The sequence below is a fragment of the Prescottella sp. R16 genome (genome assembly GCF_030656875.1).
Taxonomy (GTDB): Bacteria; Actinomycetota; Actinomycetes; order Mycobacteriales; family Mycobacteriaceae; genus Prescottella.
Genome location: NZ_CP130943.1, coordinates 234,602 through 255,589, shown reverse-complemented (window position 1 = coordinate 255,589; position 20,988 = coordinate 234,602). Strand labels below are relative to the sequence as shown.

Below are 20,988 nucleotides of genomic sequence, written 5' to 3'. Positions count from 1 at the left end.
GTCACCCTTCCGGGCCACCCGGACGCAGTACAACCACCCTACACGAAGCAGGGAAGCACACTTCCGGATGCGTCAGGCGCTCCCCGTACAACCTCGTTTTCCCTCGCTGACCTGTGAAGATCGCGTCCGGGTCGGTGTCCGTGTCGCTCTGACCTGGAATAAGTTACGCGAACCCACCACAGAACACCAAATCGCCAGGTCACAGCCGGAAAAACGTGCATTTCCGGTAAATTTTCGGCGTCGAACCGGATTTCAGGGCATCTCAACGGTCTCGGCACGCGCAATTTCGCCGATCGCGGCCCGGACATAAGAGGCCGGCGAAGTGTCCGCGACAGTCAGCAGATCCGCCATGACGAGCACTGCACTACGGAGATAGTCGGCCGGCCCGATCCGCTGGGCGTCGTCACTCATCTCCGTCAGCCCCAACGAACCGGTGAGAACGGCAGCGAGGGCGGAGGCGTCGAGCCCCGGCACCCAGGTGGCCGCCGCACGAGCCGCCCGCGTCAACGCGTCCTGGACGTCGTCACCGGAGAAGCCGTCCGGATGCAGATCCTCGAGGAGTGCCCGCACGATGCCGGCGTGCACGAGCGTCACCTGTTCGAAGGGCAGACCGGTCAACGCGTCGACCGCCTCGGTCAGTGGTTCCCGCTCGGCAGCCCGGGCGGCGGCGATCGCGTCGTTCGTGGCGTCGGCGATCAGACGTGCAGTACGAGGCCACTCCGTCGGCCAGGTTCCCGTCATCCCGCCACCCCCGCACTCAACGCGACAGAGAGAGGAACGGCCGTCAAGCACAGAATCGCCGCGACCAGCAGACCGATCACGGCACGCCTGTCCCACTTCCCTCTCGCACCACTCGCCGCCAGAAGGAACAGAACGAAGCCGATACAGACAGAGACGATCGTGACGATGACCGGAGTCGAAAGCATGACTGGATTGTGCCTCAGCGGCGCCGACGGTCCAGGAGTTCGGCCAGGTGAACGCCCTTACGTCGGGTGAGGTCGGTGATCTGGGTGCGGCACGAGTAGCCGTCGGCCAGCACCACCGCGTCCGGTGCAGCGGCATCGACGGCCGGAACCAACTGCCGTTCGGCGATCGTGGCGGACACGTCGTAGTGCCCCTTCTCCACCCCGAAGTTGCCGGCCAGCCCGCAGCAGCCGCCGAGCCGCTCCACCTGCGCGCCCGCCCGACGCAACAATGCCGCGTCCGCGCTCCACCCCATCACCGCATGGTGGTGGCAGTGCGGTTGCGCGACGACCCTCGTCCCCGTCAGGTCCGGCAGCGACCAGCCGTCCCGGTCGGTCAGCAGTTCCGCGAGCGTGCGCGTGGCCTCCGCGACCGCACGCGCGTCCGGGGTACCGAGGAGTTCGACGGCGTCGGATCGCAGTACCGCCGTGCACGACGGTTCCATTCCCACGATCGGAACACCCTCCTCGGCGAGGGCGGACACGGTACGGCCCAGGATGCGGCGGGCCGCGTCGAGCTGACCGGTGGTGATCCACGTCAGACCACAGCACTCGCGTCGTGCCGTGAGACGCGGCCGGAAACCGGCGTCCTCGAGCACCCGGACCGTCGCCATCCCGATCTCCGGCGCGAAACGGTCGGTGAACGTGTCGACGAACAGCACCACCGGGTCGCCCGTCGTGCGACGGTCCGCGGCGGTGGCGTCGAACCAGCGTCGGAAAGAAACCGGTGCGAACCGCGGAATGTGGCGTCGACGATCCGCCCCACCCAGCGTCAACGCGGCCGGCGCGACCCCCGGAAGCCGAGTCACCGCATTCACCAGCCGCGGCACCCGACCGGCGACGGCCGCCCACCGCGGCAACCACCCGAGTGAATAGTGCGAGACGGGACGCAGCCGACCCCGATAACTCTGGTGCAGCACCTCCGACTTGTAGGACGCCATGTCGACGCCCGTCGGACAGTCCGACGCGCAGCCCTTGCACGACAGGCACAGATCGAGCGCCTCGTGCACCTCCGGGGACCGCCAGCCGCCGTCCACCAGAGAACCGTTGACCATCTCCTGCAGCACCCGAGCCCGGCCGCGCGTCGAATCCTTCTCCTCCCGCGTCGCCAGATAGGACGGGCACATGACACCGCCCGCACCGGTGTTGTCGGCCCGGCACTTCCCCACACCCGTGCAGCGGTGCACGGCCTGCGCGAAATCACCGTCGTCGCCCGAATAGGCGAGCGCGAGATCCCGGCGCAACGGCGACGTCTGCGGGATACGGAGATCCGCGTCCACCGGCCGCGGATCGACCAACACCCCCGGATTGAGGAGATCGTCCGGGTCGAAGATGTGCTTGACGGCACCGAACAGGCGCAACGCGTCCGACGAATACATGAGCGGCAACAGTTCACTACGGGCCCGGCCGTCACCGTGCTCCCCCGACAACGAACCGCCGTACCGGGCGACCATCTCGGCCGCCGCGGTGAGGAACCGTCGGAACACGTCGGTGCCGCCCGGCCGGTCCAACGGCAGATCGATCCGGATGTGCAAGCACCCGTCCGCGAAATGCCCGTACGGCAGACCCGTGACATCGAACTCGGTGAGCAGGGCGTCGAACTCGCGCAGATAGTCGCCCATCCGCTCCGGCGGAACCGCCGCGTCCTCCCAGCCGGCGTGCGCGGGCCGGCCCGCCGGACTGCGCGCCGACAACCCCGCACCGTCCGCACGGATCCGCCACAGAGCCGCGACACGCTCCGGATCCTCCACGACCAGCGCATCGACCGCCGCACACCCGCGAGCCAGGGCACCCGCCCGCTCGAGCACCTCACCGCGCTCGTCACCCGCGATCTCCACGAACAACCACGCCGCACCCCGCGGCAGCGGCGGCACCGCCTGCGGACCCCGCCGCTCCCGCACCACGTCCACCAACCGCGAATCGATGCCCTCGCACGCCGTCGGCGCGAACCCGCGCACCACCATGACGTCGTCGCCGGCGGCCGCGATGTCGTCGTAGCCGAGCGCCACCAGCACCCGGAACGACGGATCGTGCACGAGCCGCACCGTCGCCTGCGTCACCACCCCGAGTGTGCCCTCGCTACCGACGAAGAACCGAGCGACGTCGAAACCGTTCTCCGGCAACAGATGTTCGAGCGCATACCCCGACACCTGTCGACCGAACCGGCCGAACTCCGTACGGATCGTGGCCGACCCGGTGCGCGTGACGTCACGCAACGCGTCGAGGACGGGCGCATCTGCCGTCGGCAGGGACAGCGCCGAACCCGACCCGGTCAGTACGTCCAGTCCGACAACATTGTCCGACGTCCGCCCGTACCCGAGAGCCCGTGTCCCGCAAGCATTGTTGCCGATCATCCCACCGATCGTGCACCGATTCTGCGACGACGGATCCGGCCCGAACCGCAGACCGTGCGGCGCCGCCGCACGCTGCAGAACCGCCTGCACCACACCGGGTTCCACGACCGCCGTCCGTGCATCCGGATCGACGTCGAGCACCGCGTTCAGGTACCGGCTGAAATCGAGCACCACCCCCGGCCCCACCGCATTGCCCGTGATCGACGTCCCCGCACCACGCGCCGTGAGCGGAACCCCCTCCGCACGGCACACCTCCAACGTCGCCGCCACCTCGTCCACCGCCCGCGGAAACACCACCGTCACCGGCGGCACCCGATACAACGACGCATCCGACGAATACAGTGCCCGCGTCGTCCCGTCGTCGCGCACATCGCGCACCCCGACACGACGCAACACGTCGGAAATCGACGATCCAACAGGCATACGAGCCACCCTAGACCCGGGCCGGCACGGCACCCGCCCGTGTCAGTCCGCCTCGGCGCGCATCTTGATCCGGGCGAGACGACGGTCCCAACCGGACGCGATCCGCTCGAGTTGCGCAGCCGCCTCGCTCAGCCGCGCACCGACCGCGACGAACCGCACCTCCCGACCCGCCCGCTCGGCGGTGACCAGACCGACGTCCTGCAACACCGCGAGATGCTTCGCAATCGCCTGCCGCGACACCGGCAACTCCCGGGCCAGCGCCGACGCCGACGCCGGAGACCGTCCGAGCCGCAACAGAATGTCCCAGCGGGTGTCGTCGGCGAGCGCCGCGAACACCACCGGGGCGGCGGGGGCGTCACCCGACGGCATCGACGGCCTCCACGTGCCCCTTCGCGAGCGCCAACTCGATCGCCCAACCCGCTGCATTGCCGTCGTACCTCTCGCGGCGCTCGATTTCCGTACCCGGCAGCGATGCGAACCCCGTCTCCACCACCGTCAGCAGCACCCGCCCGGGGGCCGCCTCCACGATCGTGAACTCCACGAGCGTCGACGGGCCGTCGGCGGCACCGGGATCGGCGAGCCAACGGAAGGCCGCGTACCGGGGTTCGTCCAGTCGCACGGTCGCGAAGGCGAACTCGCCGTGCACGGGGTCGTGCACGACGTCCAGATCGCCGCGACGCTCGATCCGATGCTCCACGATCCGTTCGTCGTTGATGTACCAGCCCGGTTCGCTGATCAACGTCCACACCCGCGACGCCGGCGCGTCGATTTCTATCGTCCGTTCGATTCGATCCAGCACGTCCATCGGTTCCATCCCTTTCGACTCGACCCAACCTGCAACTACAGGATTGCACTACAGCCGATCGACCGCAACCATATGGTTGCACTTTTTCGACGTCCGTCCCCTTTCACGATCACTGCGTCCGCTATGTCCGACCCTTGCCCCGGGCCGGTTTCCACTCACCGGTGGCCCCCGACTCGCTGCGGTAGTGTCGCGTCCGGCCGACCGACGGTTGCACGGCATGACGCCCCACCGTCACGCGAACCGGAAGGGGGGCGATGCGTGAGCGAGACCCTGAACCTGATCGAGGGACAGCCCACCACTGTCACGACTGACACGACTGGCACGACTGCCGCACCGGAACGGACCCGACGACGGATCACCGCCGCCGACGCTGCCGCCGCAGTCTCGTTCCTCGCCCTGGCCGTCTTCGTGCTCGGCCGGCAATGGCGTCACCTCGGTGACGGTTACCTGGCCTCGAGCGGCCAGGACCAGACGATGTGGGAATGGTTCTTCGCGGTCACCGCGCACTCCATCACGAACCTCGACAATCCACTGTCGAGCACACTGCAGAACTATCCGCTCGGCGTGAACCTCATGGCCAACACCGCCATGTTCGGCGTCAGCATCCCCCTCGCCCCCGTCACCCTGCTGTTCGGGCCCACCGTCACGTTCACCCTCGCCCTCACACTCGGCCTGTCCGGCACCGCCACCGCCTGGTACTGGCTACTGTCCCGGCACGTCGTCACATCCCGGTTCGCGGCCGCCGTCGGCGGCGTCTTCTGCGGATTCGCGCCCGCGATGATCTCGCACACCAACGGCCACCCCAACTTCGTGGCCCTGTTCCTGCTGCCCGTCATCGCACTGCTGGTGATCCGCCTCGGCAGCGGCGAACGCCCCGTCCGCAGCGGTGTCCTCCTCGGCCTCGCCGTCGCCTACCAGATCTTCCTCGGCGAAGAACCGCTGCTCATCTACTCCATCGCCTTCGCCGTCTTCGGCCTCGCCTACGGCGCCTCCCGCCCCGGCGACGCGATCGCCGCAGCCCGACGCGGAATCCCCGGCCTGTGCATCGGCGGCGCCGTCGCCCTCGTCATCGTCGCGTTCCCTCTGTGGTGGCAGTTCCTCGGCCCACAGAGCTACCACTCCATCGAGCACGGCCCCGTCGGCAACGACGCCAACGCCTTCACCCGCTTCCCCACCCAATCCCTCGGCGGCGACCCCGGCTCCGCCACCGGACTGTCCATGAACGCCACCGAAGAGAACGCCTTCTTCGGCTGGCCGCTGATCCTCCTCGCCACCATGACCGCCGTCTGGCTGCGCCGCATCCCCGTCGCCCGGGCCGCCGCCGTCACCGCCGCCGTGATGGCAGTGTTGTCCATGGGCGTCGAACTGTCCGTCGCCCACACCGCCACCGGCATCACCCTGCCCTGGGCGTGGTTCGCGAAACTGCCGCTCCTCGAATCCGTCCTCGAATCCCGCTTCGCGATGGGCGCCGTCCCCGCCATCGCGATCCTGCTCGCCGTCGGCACCGACCGGGCGATCGCCGCCGGCCGCGACGGACAACGCTCCACCACCCTGCTGTGGCTCGGCTGGCTCGCCGTCGCACTCCTGCCCCTCGCCCCGACCCCCGCCGACGTCGCCCACCGCACCCCCGCACCCGCATTCTTCGCCGACGGCACCTGGCGCTCCTACGTCACCGACGGATCCGTCGTCACCGTCCCCCTCCCCCGGCCCGAGGACGCCACCGCCCTGCAATGGCAGGTGCAGCAGAACTTCGGCTACCCCATCGCCGGCGGCTACTTCGTCGGCCCCGCCGGACCCGACGACAACGGCAAATACGGCCCCGACGACCGCCCCACCGCCCTCGTCCTCACCAAAGCCCGGGAAACCGGGCAGGTCCCCCCGATCGACAACGCCACCCGCGCCACCGCCCGCGCCGACCTGGCCTTCTGGAACGCCGACGTCGTCGTACTGCCACCCGGCAAGAACGAACGCGCCCTCCGCGCCACCGTGAACCAACTCCTCGGCGTCGACGGCACCCGCGTCGACGGCGTCTGGGTCTGGGACCTGCGGAACCTGACCTGACAGCGTCCCTCACCTAGAGTCGATCACCGTGCCCGACGCCTCGACCGCCCCCGCCCCCACCCGCGATGTGCGGACCGCCCGGCTCGTCGCGATCGTCGGAGGCGTCCTCGGCGCGATCCTCGCCCTCGCCACCCCGTTCCTGCCCGTGCAACAGGACGCGGCATCGATCAGCTGGCCGCAGAACGGGGCGCTCACGAGCGTCGAAGCACCCCTGGTGACCTACACGCCCCAGAACCTGCACGTGACCGTGCCCTGCACGGCCGTCGGACAACTCCCCGACACCGGCGGCGCCCTCGTCGCGACCGCACCCACCCCCGCCGAACGCGCCGAAGCCGACGGGCTCGTCATCAAGGTCGACGCCGCGTCCGACACCGAACCCGCCCGCCTCCGCGCCGTCCTGCGCGACACCGCCCTGCTGTCGCTGCCCCTCGACCGGATGCACGGCTGCGCCGACATCGTCGTCACCTCCGACGCCACCGGCACCACCGCCGCCGTCACCGGACTGCCCGACGAACAGGCCACCACCGTCACCGGCGACATCCGGCCACAGATGGTGGGCATCTTCACCGACCTGCAGGGCACCCCGCCCGCCGGCCTCGACGTGCGCGCCGACCTGGACTCCCGGTTCTCGTCGAGCCCCACCCCGATCAAACTCGTCGCGATGATCGGCGCGGTGCTCGCCACCCTCGTCTCCCTCGTCGCGCTGCACCGGCTCGACAGCGTCGACGGCCGCCGTGCCCGCCGCTTCCTGCCCGCCCGCTGGTGGAAGATCGGCGCCGTCGACGGTGTCGTGATCGGCGGACTGGCCGTGTGGCACGTCATCGGCGCCAACACCTCCGACGACGGCTACCTCCTCACCATGGCGCGGGTGTCCGAACACGCCGGCTACATGGCCAACTACTTCCGCTGGTTCGGCGTCCCCGAAGCCCCCTTCGGCTGGTACTACGACGTACTGGTGCTGTTCACGAAGGTGAGCACCGCCAGCATGTGGATGCGGCTGCCCACACTGATCGCCGGCATCCTCTGCTGGATGATCATCAGCCGCGAGGTGCTGCCGCGGCTCGGCCGGACCGTCCGCCGCGACACCGTCGCGATATGGACCGGTGGCCTCGTCTTCCTGGCCTTCTGGATGCCGTTCGACAACGGCCTGCGCCCCGAACCGATCATCGCGCTCGGCGCCCTGCTGACCTGGTGCTCCATCGAACGTGCCATCGCCACCGGCCGCATGCTGCCCGCCGCCGTCGCCGTCCTGATCGCCGCGTTCTCCCTCGCCGCCGGTCCCACCGGCCTGATCGCGATCGCCGCGCTCATCGCCGGCGCCCGACCCGTCGTGCAGGTCCTCGTCCGTCGCGCCCGCACCGTCGGCGTCACCGCCCAACTCGCACCCGTACTCGCAGCCGGCACCGTCGTCCTCGTCGCCGTGTTCGCCGACCAGACCCTCGCATCCGTCCTCGAAGCCACCCGCGTTCGCTCCGCCGTCGGCCCCAACGTCGCCTGGTTCGACGAACGCGTCCGCTGGGACGCCCTCCTCGGTATCTCCCCCGACGGCTCCCTCGCCCGCCGCTTCGGTGTCTTCGTCATGCTGCTGTGCCTCGTCGTGTGCGTGATGATGATGCTGCGCCGCGGCGGCCGCATCCCCGGCACCTCCGCCGGGCCGTCCCGCCGCATCCTCGGCATCGTGTTCGCGTCCCTGCTGTTGATGAGCTTCACGCCCACCAAATGGACCCACCACTTCGGCGTGTACGCCGGCCTCGCCGGCTCCGTCGCCGCCCTCGCCGCCGTCACCGTCGCCGGTGCCAGCCTGCGTTCCAAGCGCAACCGCACCCTGTTCGCCGCCGGCGTCCTGGCCATCCTGGCGCTCGCCTTCACCGGCTCCAACGGCTGGTGGTACGTCTCCAGCTACGGCGTCCCCTGGTGGGACAAGCCTCCGATGATCCTCGGCAAGGGCTTCTCCACCGTGTTCCTCGGCCTGACCGTGCTCGCACTCCTCCTCGCCGCGTGGTTCCACATCCGCGAACCACACGAGAAGACCGTGCCGGGCAACGGGGGCCGCCTCGCCCGCACCCGGCGCTGGTCCCCCGCACCACTCACCCTCGCCGCCGCCGCCATCGTCCTCTTCGAACTGCTGTCGCTGATCAAGGGTGCCGTCGCCCAGTACCCGTCGTACTCGATCGCACAATCCAACCTGCGGTCACTGACCGGGAACACGTGCGCACTCGCCGACTACGTCCTCGTCGAAAACGACCCGAACGTCGGCATGCTGACCCTCCTGAACCGTCCCACCGACACCACCGGAGCCGCAGCGTTCAGGGCCACCGAATCCACCGGCTTCACCCCGAACGGTGTCGCCGGCGACCTCACCGCCGACAAGGAGAACGTCGCCACCGGCGGAGCCAACAGCGTCGACACCGGAACCGGCACCGACACCCAGGACCAGGACCGGACCGGCACCCGCGCCGGCACCAGCGGCGGCACCGAAAGCACCGCCGGCATCAACGGCAGCAGCGTCACCCTCCCCTACGGACTCGACCCCGCCACCACCCCCGTCCTCGGCAGCCACCAGAACGGCGCCCAACAGGCCGCCGACCTCGTCACCGGCTGGTACGGGCTCCCCGACCGCAGCGCCGACACCCCGATCCTCAGCATCGCCGCCGCCGGCCGCATCCACTCCGTCGACCCCGACGGCGTCGTCACCCCCGGCCAGCTCCTCGAGATCGAATACGGCAGACAGGCCACCGACGGCAGCGTCGAGGTCCTCGGCCGCATCGCCCCCATCGACATCGGCCCCGCCCCCTCGTGGCGGAACCTGCGCGTCCCCCTCGACCAGCTGCCCGCCGACGCGAACACCGTCCGCATCGTCGCCTCCGACACCGGACTCGCCCCCGACCAGTGGCTCGCCGTCACCCCACCCCGCGTCCCACACATGCAGACCCTGCAGACCGTCGTCGGCAGCAGCGCACCCGTCCTCCTGGACTGGTCCGTGGGCCTCGCCTTCCCCTGCCAGCGCCCGTTCGACCACCACGACGGCGTCGCCGAAGTCCCCGAATACCGGATCCTGCCCGACCGGGTCGGCGCCCAGGCCACCAACGCCTGGCAGGACGCGATCGGCGGCGGCCCCCTCGGCTGGACGTCCCTGCTCCTGAACGCCCAGACCGTCCCCACCTACCTGGCCGACGACTGGCGACGCGACTGGGGCTCCCTCGAACGGTTCACCCCGATCGTCGAATCCGCCCGACCGGCGACCGTCGACGTCGAGCAGATCCGACGTTCCGGACTGTGGTCACCAGGCCCGATCCGGAACGCACCACCCGCCTGACCAGCCTGTGAACTAGCTGAGAGCGGGTCCGCCGTTTTCGGGTAACGGAACGATCTCGCATACGATCGACAACCGTGCCCGACGTTGTGACAGCTCCCGCGCCCGACCCCGAAGCCGGCGCTCCACCCCCGGTTTCACCGACCCGGAACGCGGACGTCCGCCGGGCACGACTCATCGCCGTCGTCACCGGACTGATCGGCATTCTCCTGGCCCTGGCCACCCCGTTCCTGCCGGTCACCCAGACCGCCGCGACCGTGTCCTGGCCGCAGAACGGGGCGATCACCGACATCGAGGCACCCCTGATGTCGCAGGTGCCGGTGTCCCTGAAAGCGACCATCCCCTGCCGGGCCGTCGCCGCCCTCCCCGACGACGGCGGCATCCTGCTGGCCACCGCGCCACCACAAGGCGAAAAAGCCGCCGTCAACGCCATGTTCGTCCGCGTGTCCCAGGACACCGTCGACGTACTCAACCGCAACGTCGTCGTCGCCTCCGCACCCCGCAGCGACGTCGAATCCGGCCAGTGCAGCGAAATCGCGATCGCCTCCGACGTCACCGGCACCACCGCCCAGTTCGTCGGCCTCACCACCGACGACGGCGACCCCCTCGTCGGCGAGATGCCGTTCGACTACCGTCCGCAGGTCGTCGGCATCTTCTCCGACCTCACCGGGCAGACCGTCCCCGGCCTGAACTTCACCATGGACGTCGACTCCCGCTTCTCGTCGACCCCCACCGCGATCAAACTCGTCGCGATGATCACCGCGGTCCTGTCGACCGCCATCTCCCTCGTCGCCCTGCACCGGCTCGACAGCGTCGACGGCCGCCGCGCCCGCCGCTTCCTGCCCACCCGCTGGTGGAAGTTCGGTGCCGTCGACAGTGTTGTGGTCGGCACCCTCGTCGGCTGGCACTTCTTCGGCGCCAACACCTCCGACGACGGCTACCTCCTCACCATGGCCCGCGCCTCCGAGCACTCCGGCTACATGGCCAACTACTTCCGCTGGTTCGGCGTCCCCGAGGCTCCCTTCGGCTGGTACTACGACGTCCTCGCCGCCATGGCGAAGATCTCCACCGCCAGCCCCTGGATGCGACTGCCCGCACTGATCGCCGCCATCGTGTGCTGGATGGTCATCAGCCGCGAAGTCGTCCCCCGCCTCGGCCGCGCCGTCCGCACCAACACCGTCGCCCTGTGGACCGGCGGCCTCGTGTTCCTCGCGTTCTGGCTGCCCTACAACAACGGCCTGCGACCCGAACCGATCGTCGCCGTCGGCGCCCTGCTGACCTGGTGCTCCATCGAACGCGCCATCGCCACCGGACGCCTGCTGCCCGCCGCGATCGCCGCCCTCATCGGCGCCTTCACCCTCGCCGCAGCACCCACCGGCCTCATGTGCATCGCCGCACTCCTCGCCGGCGTGCGCCCGCTGACCCGGCTGATCGTCCGCCGCCGACGAGAAATCGGAACGTTCTCCCAACTCCTGCCGCTCGCCGCGGCCGGCACCCTCGTCCTCACCGTCGTCTTCGCCGACCAGACCTGGGCCGCCGTCATGGAAGCCACCCGCGTCCGCACCATCATCGGCCCCAGCCTCGAATGGTTCCAGGACTACCAGCGCTACTACTTCCTGTTCGTCCAAACCACCGACGGCTCCCTCGCCCGACGCTTCGCATTCCTGACGATGCTGCTGTGCCTGTTCACGACCCTGTTCGTGTTCCTGCGCCGCAAACGCATCCCCGGCGTCGCCACCGGACCGTCCTGGCGGCTCATGGGCATCGTGTTCGGAACGATCTTCTTCATGATGTTCAACCCCACCAAGTGGACCCACCACTTCGGGGCCTACGCCGGCATCGCCGGATCCCTCGCCGCGCTCACCGCCGTCGTCGTCTCCGCCAGCGCCCTACGCTCTCGACGCAACCGCACCGTGTTCCTCGCCGGACTGCTGTTCGTCCTCGCACTCTCCTTCTCCGGCATCAACGGCTACTGGTACGTCTCCTCCTACGGCGTCCCCTGGTTCGACAAGACCGTCCAATTCGACGGCCGCGAATCCAGCACCCTGTTCCTCGTCCTCTTCGGACTGTCCGTCGCCCTCGTCGCCTGGCAATACCTGCGCGAAGGCTACGCACCACCACCCGAAAAAGCGTCCAGCCCCAAGGGGCGGCGCATCCGCAAATTCGCGGCCGCCCCCCTGACCGTCGTCGCCGGCATCATGGTGCTCTTCGAAGTCATGTCCATGCTCAAGGGCGCCGTGTCGCAGTACCCCGCCTACTCGCTGGCCCGCTCCAACATCGACGCCGTCGCCGGACGCACCTGCGGACTCGCCGACGACGTCCTCGTCGAACAAGACCCCAACGCCGGCGCACTCACCCCCGTCACCGACCCCGACAATCCGCTCGCCGACCCGAACGACCCCCTCGCCGGCAGCAAACCCGTCGGATTCACCCCCAACGGCGTACCCAGCGACCTCACCGCCGACTTCGTCGAAGTCAAAGCCGGCATGGGCAACACCGACAGCCAGAGCATCGGCTCCAGCTTCCAAACCGGCGCCGGCTCCGGCACCACCGGCGGATTCGGCACCCAGGGCATCAACGGCAGCACCGTCAAACTGCCCTTCGGACTCGACCCCGCCCGCACCCCCGTCCTCGGCAGCTACCAGGACGGCATCCAGCAACCCGCATCCGTCGTCTCCAGCTGGTACGCAATCCCCGAACGCACCGACGACACCCCCCTCGTCGTCATCTCCGCCGCCGGACGCATCCACTCCGTCGACCAGATCACCGGCCAAATCAACTACGGCCAATCCCTCACCCTCGAATACGGCAAACGCCTCCCCGACGGCACCATCGAACTCCAGGGCGCCTACCAGCCCCACGACATCGGCCCCGCCCCCTCCTGGCGCAACCTGCGCATCCCCCTCGACGCCCTCCCCACCGACACGGACGTCGTCCGCATCAACGCATCCGACCCCAACCTCACCGGCGACCAATGGCTCGCCTTCACCCCGCCCCGCGTGCCCACCCTGCACTCGTTGAGCGACGTCGTCGGCAACGACAACCCCGTCCTCCTCGACTGGGCCGTCGGCCTCCAATTCCCCTGCCAACGCCCCTTCGACCACCTCAACGGCATCGCCGAAATGCCCGAATACCGCATCCTGCCCGACCGGCCCCTCGCCGTCAGCTCCACCGACACCTGGCAGTCCCTCGAAAACGGCGGCCCCCTCGGCTGGACCGAAATGCTCGCCGGCGCCACCACCATCCCCACCTACCTCGAAAACGACTGGGCCCGCGACTGGGGCAGCCTCGAGCGCTACGACCGCCACTACCCCGACGCCCGACCCGCCGACACCGAAACCCTCGACACCACCCGATCCGGACTCTGGTCGCCCGGCACCATGCGGGTCTACGAGCCGTAGAGGCGCGCCTTCTCAGCTGAAGGGTCCCTTTGTGCGCTCCGAGCGCACAAAGGGACCCTTCAGCTGTTTATCCACAACTGTTCGTTCATCCACAGAGAAGCCTCTACACAGCCTTCAGCGGCCAATGCTCGCCCGACCCGCCAGCATGATGACGCCATGGGGATCCGGCACTGGAACATGAGCATCGACGCGCTTCGGCAACTGTCCGTCCACGACATCGTGCGCGTTCGCGATCTGCTCGCGACGGGGATATCCGGGTCGGCGATCAGCTTTCGCTGCCGACCCGAAGGGCCGTGGCAGCGAATCCTGCCCGGACTCGTTCTGCTCCACAACGGGACTCCCACTCAACTGCTGCGACGAACTGCGGCGCTGATCTACTGCGGCGCCGGAGCAATGTTGACGGGCCGGGCAGCACTCGCCGAACACGGCTATCGCACCTCCGAACACATCTCCGACGTCCACGTCCTGATTCCTCATACCCGACGCGTCCAGTCGACAGGGTTCCTTGTCGTGGAGCGGACTGTTCGCCTGCCTCGACCGACGATGCGCGGCAAACTGGCATGCAGTCCACTGTCCCGAGCGGTCCTCGACGCCGCCCGCCGATGCACCACCACTCCAGCGGCACGCGCTCTGATCGCCGAGGTCGTGCAGCGCGGTGACACCACCCCGGCGATCCTCGCTCGCGAACTCGAAGCGGGAAGCAACCGCGGATCCGGGCTGCCACGCAAGATCTTGAAAGAAGTCAGCGCCGGCATTCGTTCCGTCGCCGAGTCCGACGCTCGCGCGCTCTGGCTGCGCAGCGACCTGCCGGACATGCGTTTCAATCGGGCGATCGAATCCGAGGCCGGAGAGTTCATCGCCCAACCCGACGGATGGATCGACGACGTCGCTCTCGCCTGGGAGGTCGACTCACTCGACTGGCATCTCTCCCCCGCCGAATACGACGCCACCGTGGCCCGACGCGCACGCATGCAGAGCGCCGGAATCATCGTCCTGGCCGTGATCCCGCGGCAGCTCCGGGACACCCCCGAACGTGCTCTGTCCGATCTGCGTGCTCACTACGAACTGGCACGCTCCCGGCCGCGGCCACCGGTCCGGATGCGGCCCGAGCGGGATGCCCTCGACAGCTGAAGGGACCCTTTGTGCGTTCCGAGCGCACAAAGGGTCCCTTCAGCTGAAAAGTAGGTCAGAACGGCAGCAGGTGATGCTTGCGCGGATTCTTGTGCACTGTTTTGCCGCGGAGCAGGGTCAGGGCCTTGCGGATTTCGAGGCGGGTGGTGGACGGTTCGATGACGGCGTCGATGTAGCCGCGTTCGGCCGCGATGTAGGGGGTGGCGACGTGCTCGTTGTAGAAGTTGATGAGCTGCGCGCGCACGGCCGGGGCGTCGTCGCCGGCGGCTTCGATCTGGCGTCGGGCGATGATGTTGACGGCACCTTCGGCGCCCATGACGGCGATGCGGGCGGTGGGCCACGCGAAGTTGATGTCGGCGCCGAGCTGCTTGGAGCCCATGACGGCGTAGCCGCCGCCGTAGGATTTGCGGACGACGACGGTCACCTTGGGGACGGTCGCTTCGACGTATGCGAAGAGGAAGCGGCCGCCGCGCTTGATGACGCCGACCTTTTCCTGTTCGACGCCGACGAGGAAGCCGGGGGTGTCGACGACGAACACCAGCGGTAGGTCGTAGGCGTTGCAGATGCGCACGAAGTGGGCGGCCTTGTCGGAGGCTGCGGCGTCGAGCGCACCGGACAGGTGCATGGGCTGGTTGGCGACGACCCCGACGGGGCGGCCGTCGACGCGGGCGAATCCGGTGATGACGTTCTGCGCGGATTCGGCGCGCACCTCGAGGAATTCGCCGTCGTCGAAGATCTTGATGAGGATGTCGTGCATGTCGTAGCCGGCGTTGTCGGCGTCCGGCATGAACGTGTCCAGCTCGAGATCGTCGGGGGTGATTTCCGGTTCGAGACCCGGATTGACGATGGGGGGCTGCTCGGTGCAGCTCGACGGCATGTAGCTCAGGTACTGGCGGGCGTACTCGAACGCGGCCTTCTCGTCGGCGGCGACGTGGTGCACGTTGCCGTACTGCGCCTGGTTGCGGGCACCGCCGAGTTCCTCGAGACTGACGTCCTCACCGGTGACGGACTTGATGACGTCCGGTCCGGTGACGAACATGTACGACTCTTCGGTCGCGATCACGATGTCGGTGTTGATGGGCGCGTACACGGCACCGCCGGCGCACTTGCCGAGGATGATCGAGATCTGCGGGCACATGCCCGACAGCGGCTCCTGGCGTCGTCCCATCTCCGCGTACCACGCGAGGGAGGTGACGGCGTCCTGGATGCGGGCACCTGCGGACTCGTTGATGCCGACGACGGGGCAGCCGATCTTCGCCGCGAAATCCATGAGAGCCGCGACCTTGCGGCCGAAGATCTCACCGGCCGCACCACCGAACACCGTCTGGTCGTGTGCGAACACCGCAACCGGACGCCCGTCGACCAGGCCGTGGCCGGTGACGACGCCGTCACCGTACGGGTTGGACGCGTCACCGGGCTGCCGGGCGAGCTGCCCGGTCTCGACGAACGTGCCCGGATCGAGCAGCATGTCGATCCGTTCCCGCGGCGTCGGCAGGCCCTTGTCCTGTCGCTTCTGGATCGCCTTCGGATTGCCCGGGGCCTTCGACTGCTCGAGCTTGTCGTGCAGTTCCGCAAGCTTGGCTGCGGTGGTGGTGCTCACTCAGTTGCTCCGCTTCTCGATCTCGGCGAGCTTGTCGGACAGGTCCGCGCCGACCTTGCCGATGTACGGTTCGTCGACGATCTGGATGTGGTCGCCGCCGATGTAGACGACCTCCAGGTTCTTCGCCGACTCGCCCCAGCCGCCGTCCGGCTGACGCGTCCCGAACGAGGGCTCGAGATTGATCGCGTCCTCGTGGTAGGTGTCCGCCATGTACAGCACGACGTTGCCGTCGTACGGCTGCAGGTCCGCCGTCTGGATGGCCCGGTTGTCGAGCCACGACGTGCGCTGGTGCTCGATGATGCCACCGGGAATCTTCGCGCCGCTGAACTCGAGCAGATCCATCAGGAGCTGGATCTGCTCCTCGTCGCTGCCGGCCTGCGCGAGCAGGTCGAGCGGCAGCGGCGCGTCGACACCGTACGTCTTCTTCGCGAACTGCGCGTACCGGTCCCAGCGGGCCCTGATCTCGTCGGGGGTGTCCTCGACCTTCTCGCCGGCCATGACGGTGTCGATGAGGCCGACGATGCGGACGTCGGCGCCCTGGTCACGCAACTGTCGGGCGACCGCGTAGGCGAGGACGCCGCCGAGGGACCAGCCGGCCAGCACGTACGGGCCGTCGCCCTGGATCTCGCGCAGCAGCGGCACATAGGCGGCGGCCCGCTCGTCGATCGGGCCCTCGACCCGCTCGAGCCCGTACATCGGGGTGTGTGCGGGCAGCCGCTTGAGCAGCGGCTCGTATGCGACCGTCGACCCGCCGGCCGGATGGAACACGAACACCGGGACGGCGTCGGATCCCTCGGGGCGGGGACGCAGTGTGCGGACCAGACCGTCGATCTTGAGGCCGTCCTCGAGGTGCTGACGCACCTTCTCGGCGAGCTGTTCGACCGTGCCGGCGCCGCGCACGTCGGCGACGGTGACCTCGCCGCCGGCACGCTCGGTGAGCCGGGCCGCCAGCTTCGCGACGGTGTCGTCGTCGAGCTCCGGCAGCGGCGCGAAGATGCTCTTCGCCGACTTGCCGGTCACGACCGCCCACGACGCGAACGTCAGACGTTCGGCGGCGTCGCGGGGTGGAACCTCGATCCCGCCGGACTCGGCAGGAGCGTCGGCCGTTACGGCGGACTCCGGAAGCTCCGGCGCCGACACCGTCTCCCCGGCCTCCTTCTCGGCCTGCTGCTGCTCGGCGAGCGCCTCGACCTCGTCCCGGTTCTCGACCGCGTACCGCAGGTACTTGGCGACGTCGTCCAGGCTCGCATCCTTGACGGCCGCGAGCTGCAGCTGCGGGATGTCGAACTCGTACTCGACGCGGTTCTTGATCCGGACGGCCATGAGCGAGTCCAGGCCCAGCTCGATCAGCGGGATCTCGCCCGGCAGATCCTCGGGCGCGTAGCCCATCGACTCGGCGACGATGAGAGTCAGCCGATCCTCGAGGGTCTGCGAGCTCTCCGGATCCCAGCGGTCCCCGAAAGTCTCCGTGGACTCGGCCGCGACCTCGTCCGACACCGTGGGCTTCGCGGCGACCGCGAGCACCGGTTCGGGCAGCGCCTCACCGGACGACACGACGGCGTCGAGCAGCAGCGTGAACGCATTGCCGTGTGCATTCCCCGTCGCTCCGCTCGCCTGTCCCTTGGCGTGCACCTGCACCGACGCGCCCCCGAGGTGCGGGACGAGGGTCGTGGTCAGGGTGCCGGACGCCGGAACCTCGCCGTGCACGACGGCACCGGTGAGCGCGACGTCCGAGAACAGCTGCGACGCGGCCGCGACGACGAGCGCGTTCGGGTCGGTGACGGCGGACGCCTGCACCTCCCACGCGTGCCGGCCGTCGGGCAGTGCGACGTGCGCGCCCGGAACCCGGGTGTTGCCGGACGACGAGACGCGCGCGTCGATCCAGTGCCGCTTGCGCAGGAACGCGGTGCGCGGCAGGTCGGCGAAATCACCGGACGGCAGCAGCGACGGCAGGTCGACGGCGTGGCCGTGGACGTACAGCTGAGCGAGAGCGGTGAGCACGCCGAGCGGCTCGTCCTCTTTGCGCTTGAGGGTCTGGATCAGCTGGACGTCGGCGATACCGGCCGCCCACGCGGTCGCGGCGACCGACATCAGCGTCACCGGGTTGGGGGCGAGTTCGACGAACGTGGTGTGCCCGGCGTCGACGGCGGCCTTGACGGCGTTGGTGAAGTACACGCTGTGCCGCAGACCCTTGGTCCAGTATTCGACCGGATGGATCGGGGCGTGCCCCGCCGGGTAGAACGTGTCCTGATCGACCGACGAATAGACACCGGTCTTCAGCGTGTGCGGTTCGATGCCGGCCAGTTCGGCCGCCAGCTCACCGAGCAGCGGATCGACCTGCGAGGTGTGGCTCGCGCCCTTGGTCTGCAGGACACGGGCCAGTTTCTCCTCGGCCTCGGCGCGCGCGACGATCGCGTTCACCTCGGGCTCGGGGCCGCCGATGACGGTGTGGGTGGGGGCCGCGTAGACGCACACCTCGAGGTGCGGGAAGTCCGGCAGGACGTTCTCGATCTCGGCGGCGCTGTACTCGACGAGGGCCATGAGGCGGATGTCGTCGCCCTCGAGCAGGCCCTCGGCCTCGCCCATGAGCCGCGAGCGGGAGCAGATGACGCGGACGGCGTCCTCGAGCGACAGACCACCCGACACGTATGCGGCGGCGGCCTCTCCCATCGAATGACCGACCAGTGCGGACGCGTCGGCGCCGTGGTGGCGCAGGGTCTTCGCGAGCGCGACCTGGATGGTGAAGATGCCGACCTGCGACGTCTCGACGTCGTAGTCGAGCGAGTCGTCGAGGAACTTCTCCCGCACGGAGTAGCCGGCCTCGTCCTCGATCAGCGCGTCGACCTCGTCGACGGCGGCCGCGAACACCGGGTTCTCCAGGTACAGCTGCTTGGCCATCTTGCGGTGCTGCGAGCCGTAGCCCGAGAACACCCACACCGGGCCCTTGGTGGCGGGGGCGTCGGCGGTGAGGACACCGGGCGACGGCTTACCGGCGGCGACGGCCCGCAGACCGGTGACGGCCTCGGCGTGATCTGAGGCGACGACGACGGCGCGGGAGCGGCCGTGATTGCGCTTGGCGAGGGTGCGGGCTACGTCGGCGAGCGGCGTGCGGCTGCCCTCCTCGGTCTCGAGCCAGTTCGCCAGATCCTCGGCGGCGCGGCGGCGACGCGACGGCATCGACGCGGACACCGGCAGCAGCACCGCCGTCGTGCCGGTCTCGGCAACCTCGGAGGTGGTCTCGTCCAGGCCGACGGACGCAGCGGCCTCGGTGAGCATCCGCTCGGCTTCGGCCTCGATCGTGGTGGCCTCGTGGTCGAGGTCGGTGGGAGCGGACTCGGTAGCCGACGCCGTCGCGGGCACGTACTCGCGGACCACGACATGCGCGTTGGTACCGCCGAAACCGAATCCGGAGACGCCCGCGACGGCCGTGCCGGTGTAGCGCGGCCAGGCCGTCGGCTCTGCGGTGACCTGCAGGTGCGCGGTGTCGAACGGGATGTACGGGTTGGGGCCCGCATAGTTGAGGGACGCCGGGATGACGTCCTCCTGCATCGCGAGGACGACCTTGATGAGTCCGGCGGCGCCGGCGGCGGCCTCGAGGTGGCCGAAGTTGGTCTTCGCCGAACCGAGCAGGGCCGGCTTGTCGGCGTCGCGGCCACGGCCGACGACGCGTCCCAGGGCGTCCGCCTCGATGGGGTCGCCGAGGATCGTGCCGGTGCCGTGCGCCTCGATGTAGTCGACACCGGACGGGGCGATGCCCGCGTCGCGGTAGGCGTGCCGGAGGCAGTCGGCCTGCGCGTCCGGGTTGGGGGCGAGCAGCCCGTTGGAGCGTCCGTCCTGGTTGACGGCGGATCCGGCGACGACCGCGAGGATCGTGTCGCCGTCCCGTTCGGCGTCCTCGAGCCGCTTGAGGACGACGACACCGCCGCCCTCGGCGCGGACGATGCCGCTCGCATCGGACGAGAAGGCCTTGATCTTGCCGTCTTCGGTGAGGACGCCGCCCTCGTCGAAGCCGAGTGTCGCGGGCGGCGCGAGCAGCATGTTCACGCCACCGGCGAGCGCGATCTCCGATTCACCGGAGCGCAGGCTGCGGACCGCCTGGTGCACCGCGACCAGCGACGACGAGCACGCCGTGTCCAGCGCGATCGACGGGCCACGGAAGTCGTAGAAGTACGAGACCCGGTTCGCGACGATCGCGGTCGACGTGCCGGTCAGCGCGTACGGGTGCGACGAGGCCGGATCGCTCACCGCCAGCAGCTGGTAGTCGTTGGCCGACGAACCGAGGAAGACACCGACCTCTCGGCCCTTGAGCTCGTTCGCCGGGATGTGCGCGTGCTCGAGCGCCTCCCACGTGAGTTCGAGCGCGAGCCGCTGCTGCGGATCGACGTTCTGCACCTCGAGCGGCGACATCGCGAAGAACTCGGCGTCGAACCCGGCGACGTCGTCGAGGTAGCCACCCTTGGTGGCAGCCTTCTCGACGGCCGCGGCCACGTACGGGTCGGCGGTGAATTCGGTCCACCGGTCCGCGGGCAGCTCGGTGACCGCGTCGCGGCCCTCGATCAGCAGCCGCCACATCTCCTGCGGCGTGTGGCCGGTGCCCGGGAACCGGGACGCCACACCGACGATCGCGATGTCGTGCGACTGCCCGGCAGGCACACCACCGCGGTAGTAGGACGCCGCATCGGCGTCCTCGGGGGCGTCGGGCTCTCCCTCGATGATGCGAGTGGCGAGCGACGCGATGGTCGGATGCTGGTAGGCGACGGTGGCCGAGAGGGTCACGCCCACGAGATCCTCGATCTCACCCGACAACGCGACCGCGTCGCGGGAGGAGAGACCGAACTCCTCCATCGGCCGATCGTCGGATATCGCCGCGACCGGTTGCCCGGTGGCCTCTGCGATCCAGTTGCGCAGCCATTCGCGCAGCTGCGCGACCGTCATCTC

At 69.3% G+C, this 20,988-nt stretch carries 10 protein-coding genes; 4 read left to right on the top strand and 6 right to left on the bottom strand.

The genetic code is table 11. The features are described 5' to 3' along the window. Positions 1-252 precede the first annotated feature (252 nt). The 4 genes from Q5696_RS01125 to Q5696_RS01110 form a co-directional block, all read right to left on the bottom strand. Positions 253-741, bottom strand: a complete 489-nt coding sequence (locus Q5696_RS01125) for a hypothetical protein (protein WP_305093420.1) — start codon at positions 739-741, stop codon at positions 253-255. A 199-nt stretch (positions 742-940) separates the two neighbouring features. Continuing rightward, positions 941-3,739: an FAD-binding and (Fe-S)-binding domain-containing protein gene (locus tag Q5696_RS01120; RefSeq protein ID WP_305093419.1), complete on the bottom strand. Its 2,799-nt coding sequence runs from the start codon at positions 3,737-3,739 to the stop codon at positions 941-943. Positions 3,740-3,781: 42 nt separating this feature from the next. Then, positions 3,782-4,108, bottom strand: a complete 327-nt coding sequence (locus tag Q5696_RS01115) for an ArsR/SmtB family transcription factor (RefSeq protein ID WP_305093418.1) — start codon at positions 4,106-4,108, stop codon at positions 3,782-3,784. Continuing rightward, entirely contained in the window at positions 4,095-4,544 is a 450-nt protein-coding gene (locus Q5696_RS01110; protein ID WP_305093417.1) for an SRPBCC family protein, read from the bottom strand. Before Q5696_RS01110 ends, Q5696_RS01115 begins: the two co-directional genes overlap by 14 nt. Before the next feature lie 258 nt (positions 4,545-4,802). Between Q5696_RS01110 and Q5696_RS01105 the strand changes: the two genes are divergently transcribed. The 4 genes from Q5696_RS01105 to Q5696_RS01090 all read left to right on the top strand — a co-directional run bounded on the left by Q5696_RS01105 (position 4,803) and on the right by Q5696_RS01090 (position 14,450). Beyond that, positions 4,803-6,605, top strand: coding sequence for a glycosyltransferase family protein (locus tag Q5696_RS01105; protein WP_305093416.1), 1,803 nt, complete (start codon positions 4,803-4,805; stop codon positions 6,603-6,605). A 28-nt stretch (positions 6,606-6,633) separates the two neighbouring features. Further along, entirely contained in the window at positions 6,634-9,921 is a 3,288-nt protein-coding gene (locus tag Q5696_RS01100) for an arabinosyltransferase domain-containing protein (RefSeq protein ID WP_305093415.1), read from the top strand. Positions 9,922-9,995: 74 nt separating this feature from the next. Next, positions 9,996-13,319, top strand: a complete 3,324-nt coding sequence (locus Q5696_RS01095) for an arabinosyltransferase domain-containing protein (RefSeq protein WP_305093414.1) — start codon at positions 9,996-9,998, stop codon at positions 13,317-13,319. Between the two features lie 156 nt (positions 13,320-13,475). Then, positions 13,476-14,450: a hypothetical protein gene (locus Q5696_RS01090; RefSeq protein WP_305093413.1), complete on the top strand. Its 975-nt coding sequence runs from the start codon at positions 13,476-13,478 to the stop codon at positions 14,448-14,450. Positions 14,451-14,505: 55 nt separating this feature from the next. Here the strand turns inward: Q5696_RS01090 and Q5696_RS01085 are convergent, their stop codons facing one another. Both Q5696_RS01085 and pks13 read right to left on the bottom strand, forming a co-directional pair. Further along, positions 14,506-16,050, bottom strand: a complete 1,545-nt coding sequence (locus Q5696_RS01085) for an acyl-CoA carboxylase subunit beta (RefSeq protein ID WP_305093412.1) — start codon at positions 16,048-16,050, stop codon at positions 14,506-14,508. Next, the gene (gene pks13 / locus Q5696_RS01080) at positions 16,051-20,985 is read right to left on the bottom strand and encodes a polyketide synthase Pks13 (protein WP_370654959.1); all 4,935 of its coding nucleotides are present in this window, start codon (positions 20,983-20,985) and stop codon (positions 16,051-16,053) included. Between the last annotated feature and the right edge of the window lie 3 nt (positions 20,986-20,988).

Excerpts from the sequence above, each read along its gene's own strand:
- pks13 (WP_370654959.1), bottom strand. The coding sequence starts at position 20,985 with ATGACGGTCGCGCAGCTGCGCGAATGGCTGCGCAACTGGATCGCAGAG.
- Q5696_RS01115 (WP_305093418.1), bottom strand. The coding sequence starts at position 4,108 with ATGCCGTCGGGTGACGCCCCCGCCGCCCCGGTGGTGTTCGCGGCGCTC.
- Q5696_RS01125 (WP_305093420.1), bottom strand. The coding sequence starts at position 741 with ATGACGGGAACCTGGCCGACGGAGTGGCCTCGTACTGCACGTCTGATC.
- Q5696_RS01110 (WP_305093417.1), bottom strand. The coding sequence starts at position 4,544 with ATGGACGTGCTGGATCGAATCGAACGGACGATAGAAATCGACGCGCCG.
- Q5696_RS01090 (WP_305093413.1), top strand. The coding sequence starts at position 13,476 with ATGGGGATCCGGCACTGGAACATGAGCATCGACGCGCTTCGGCAACTG.
- Q5696_RS01120 (WP_305093419.1), bottom strand. The coding sequence starts at position 3,739 with ATGCCTGTTGGATCGTCGATTTCCGACGTGTTGCGTCGTGTCGGGGTG.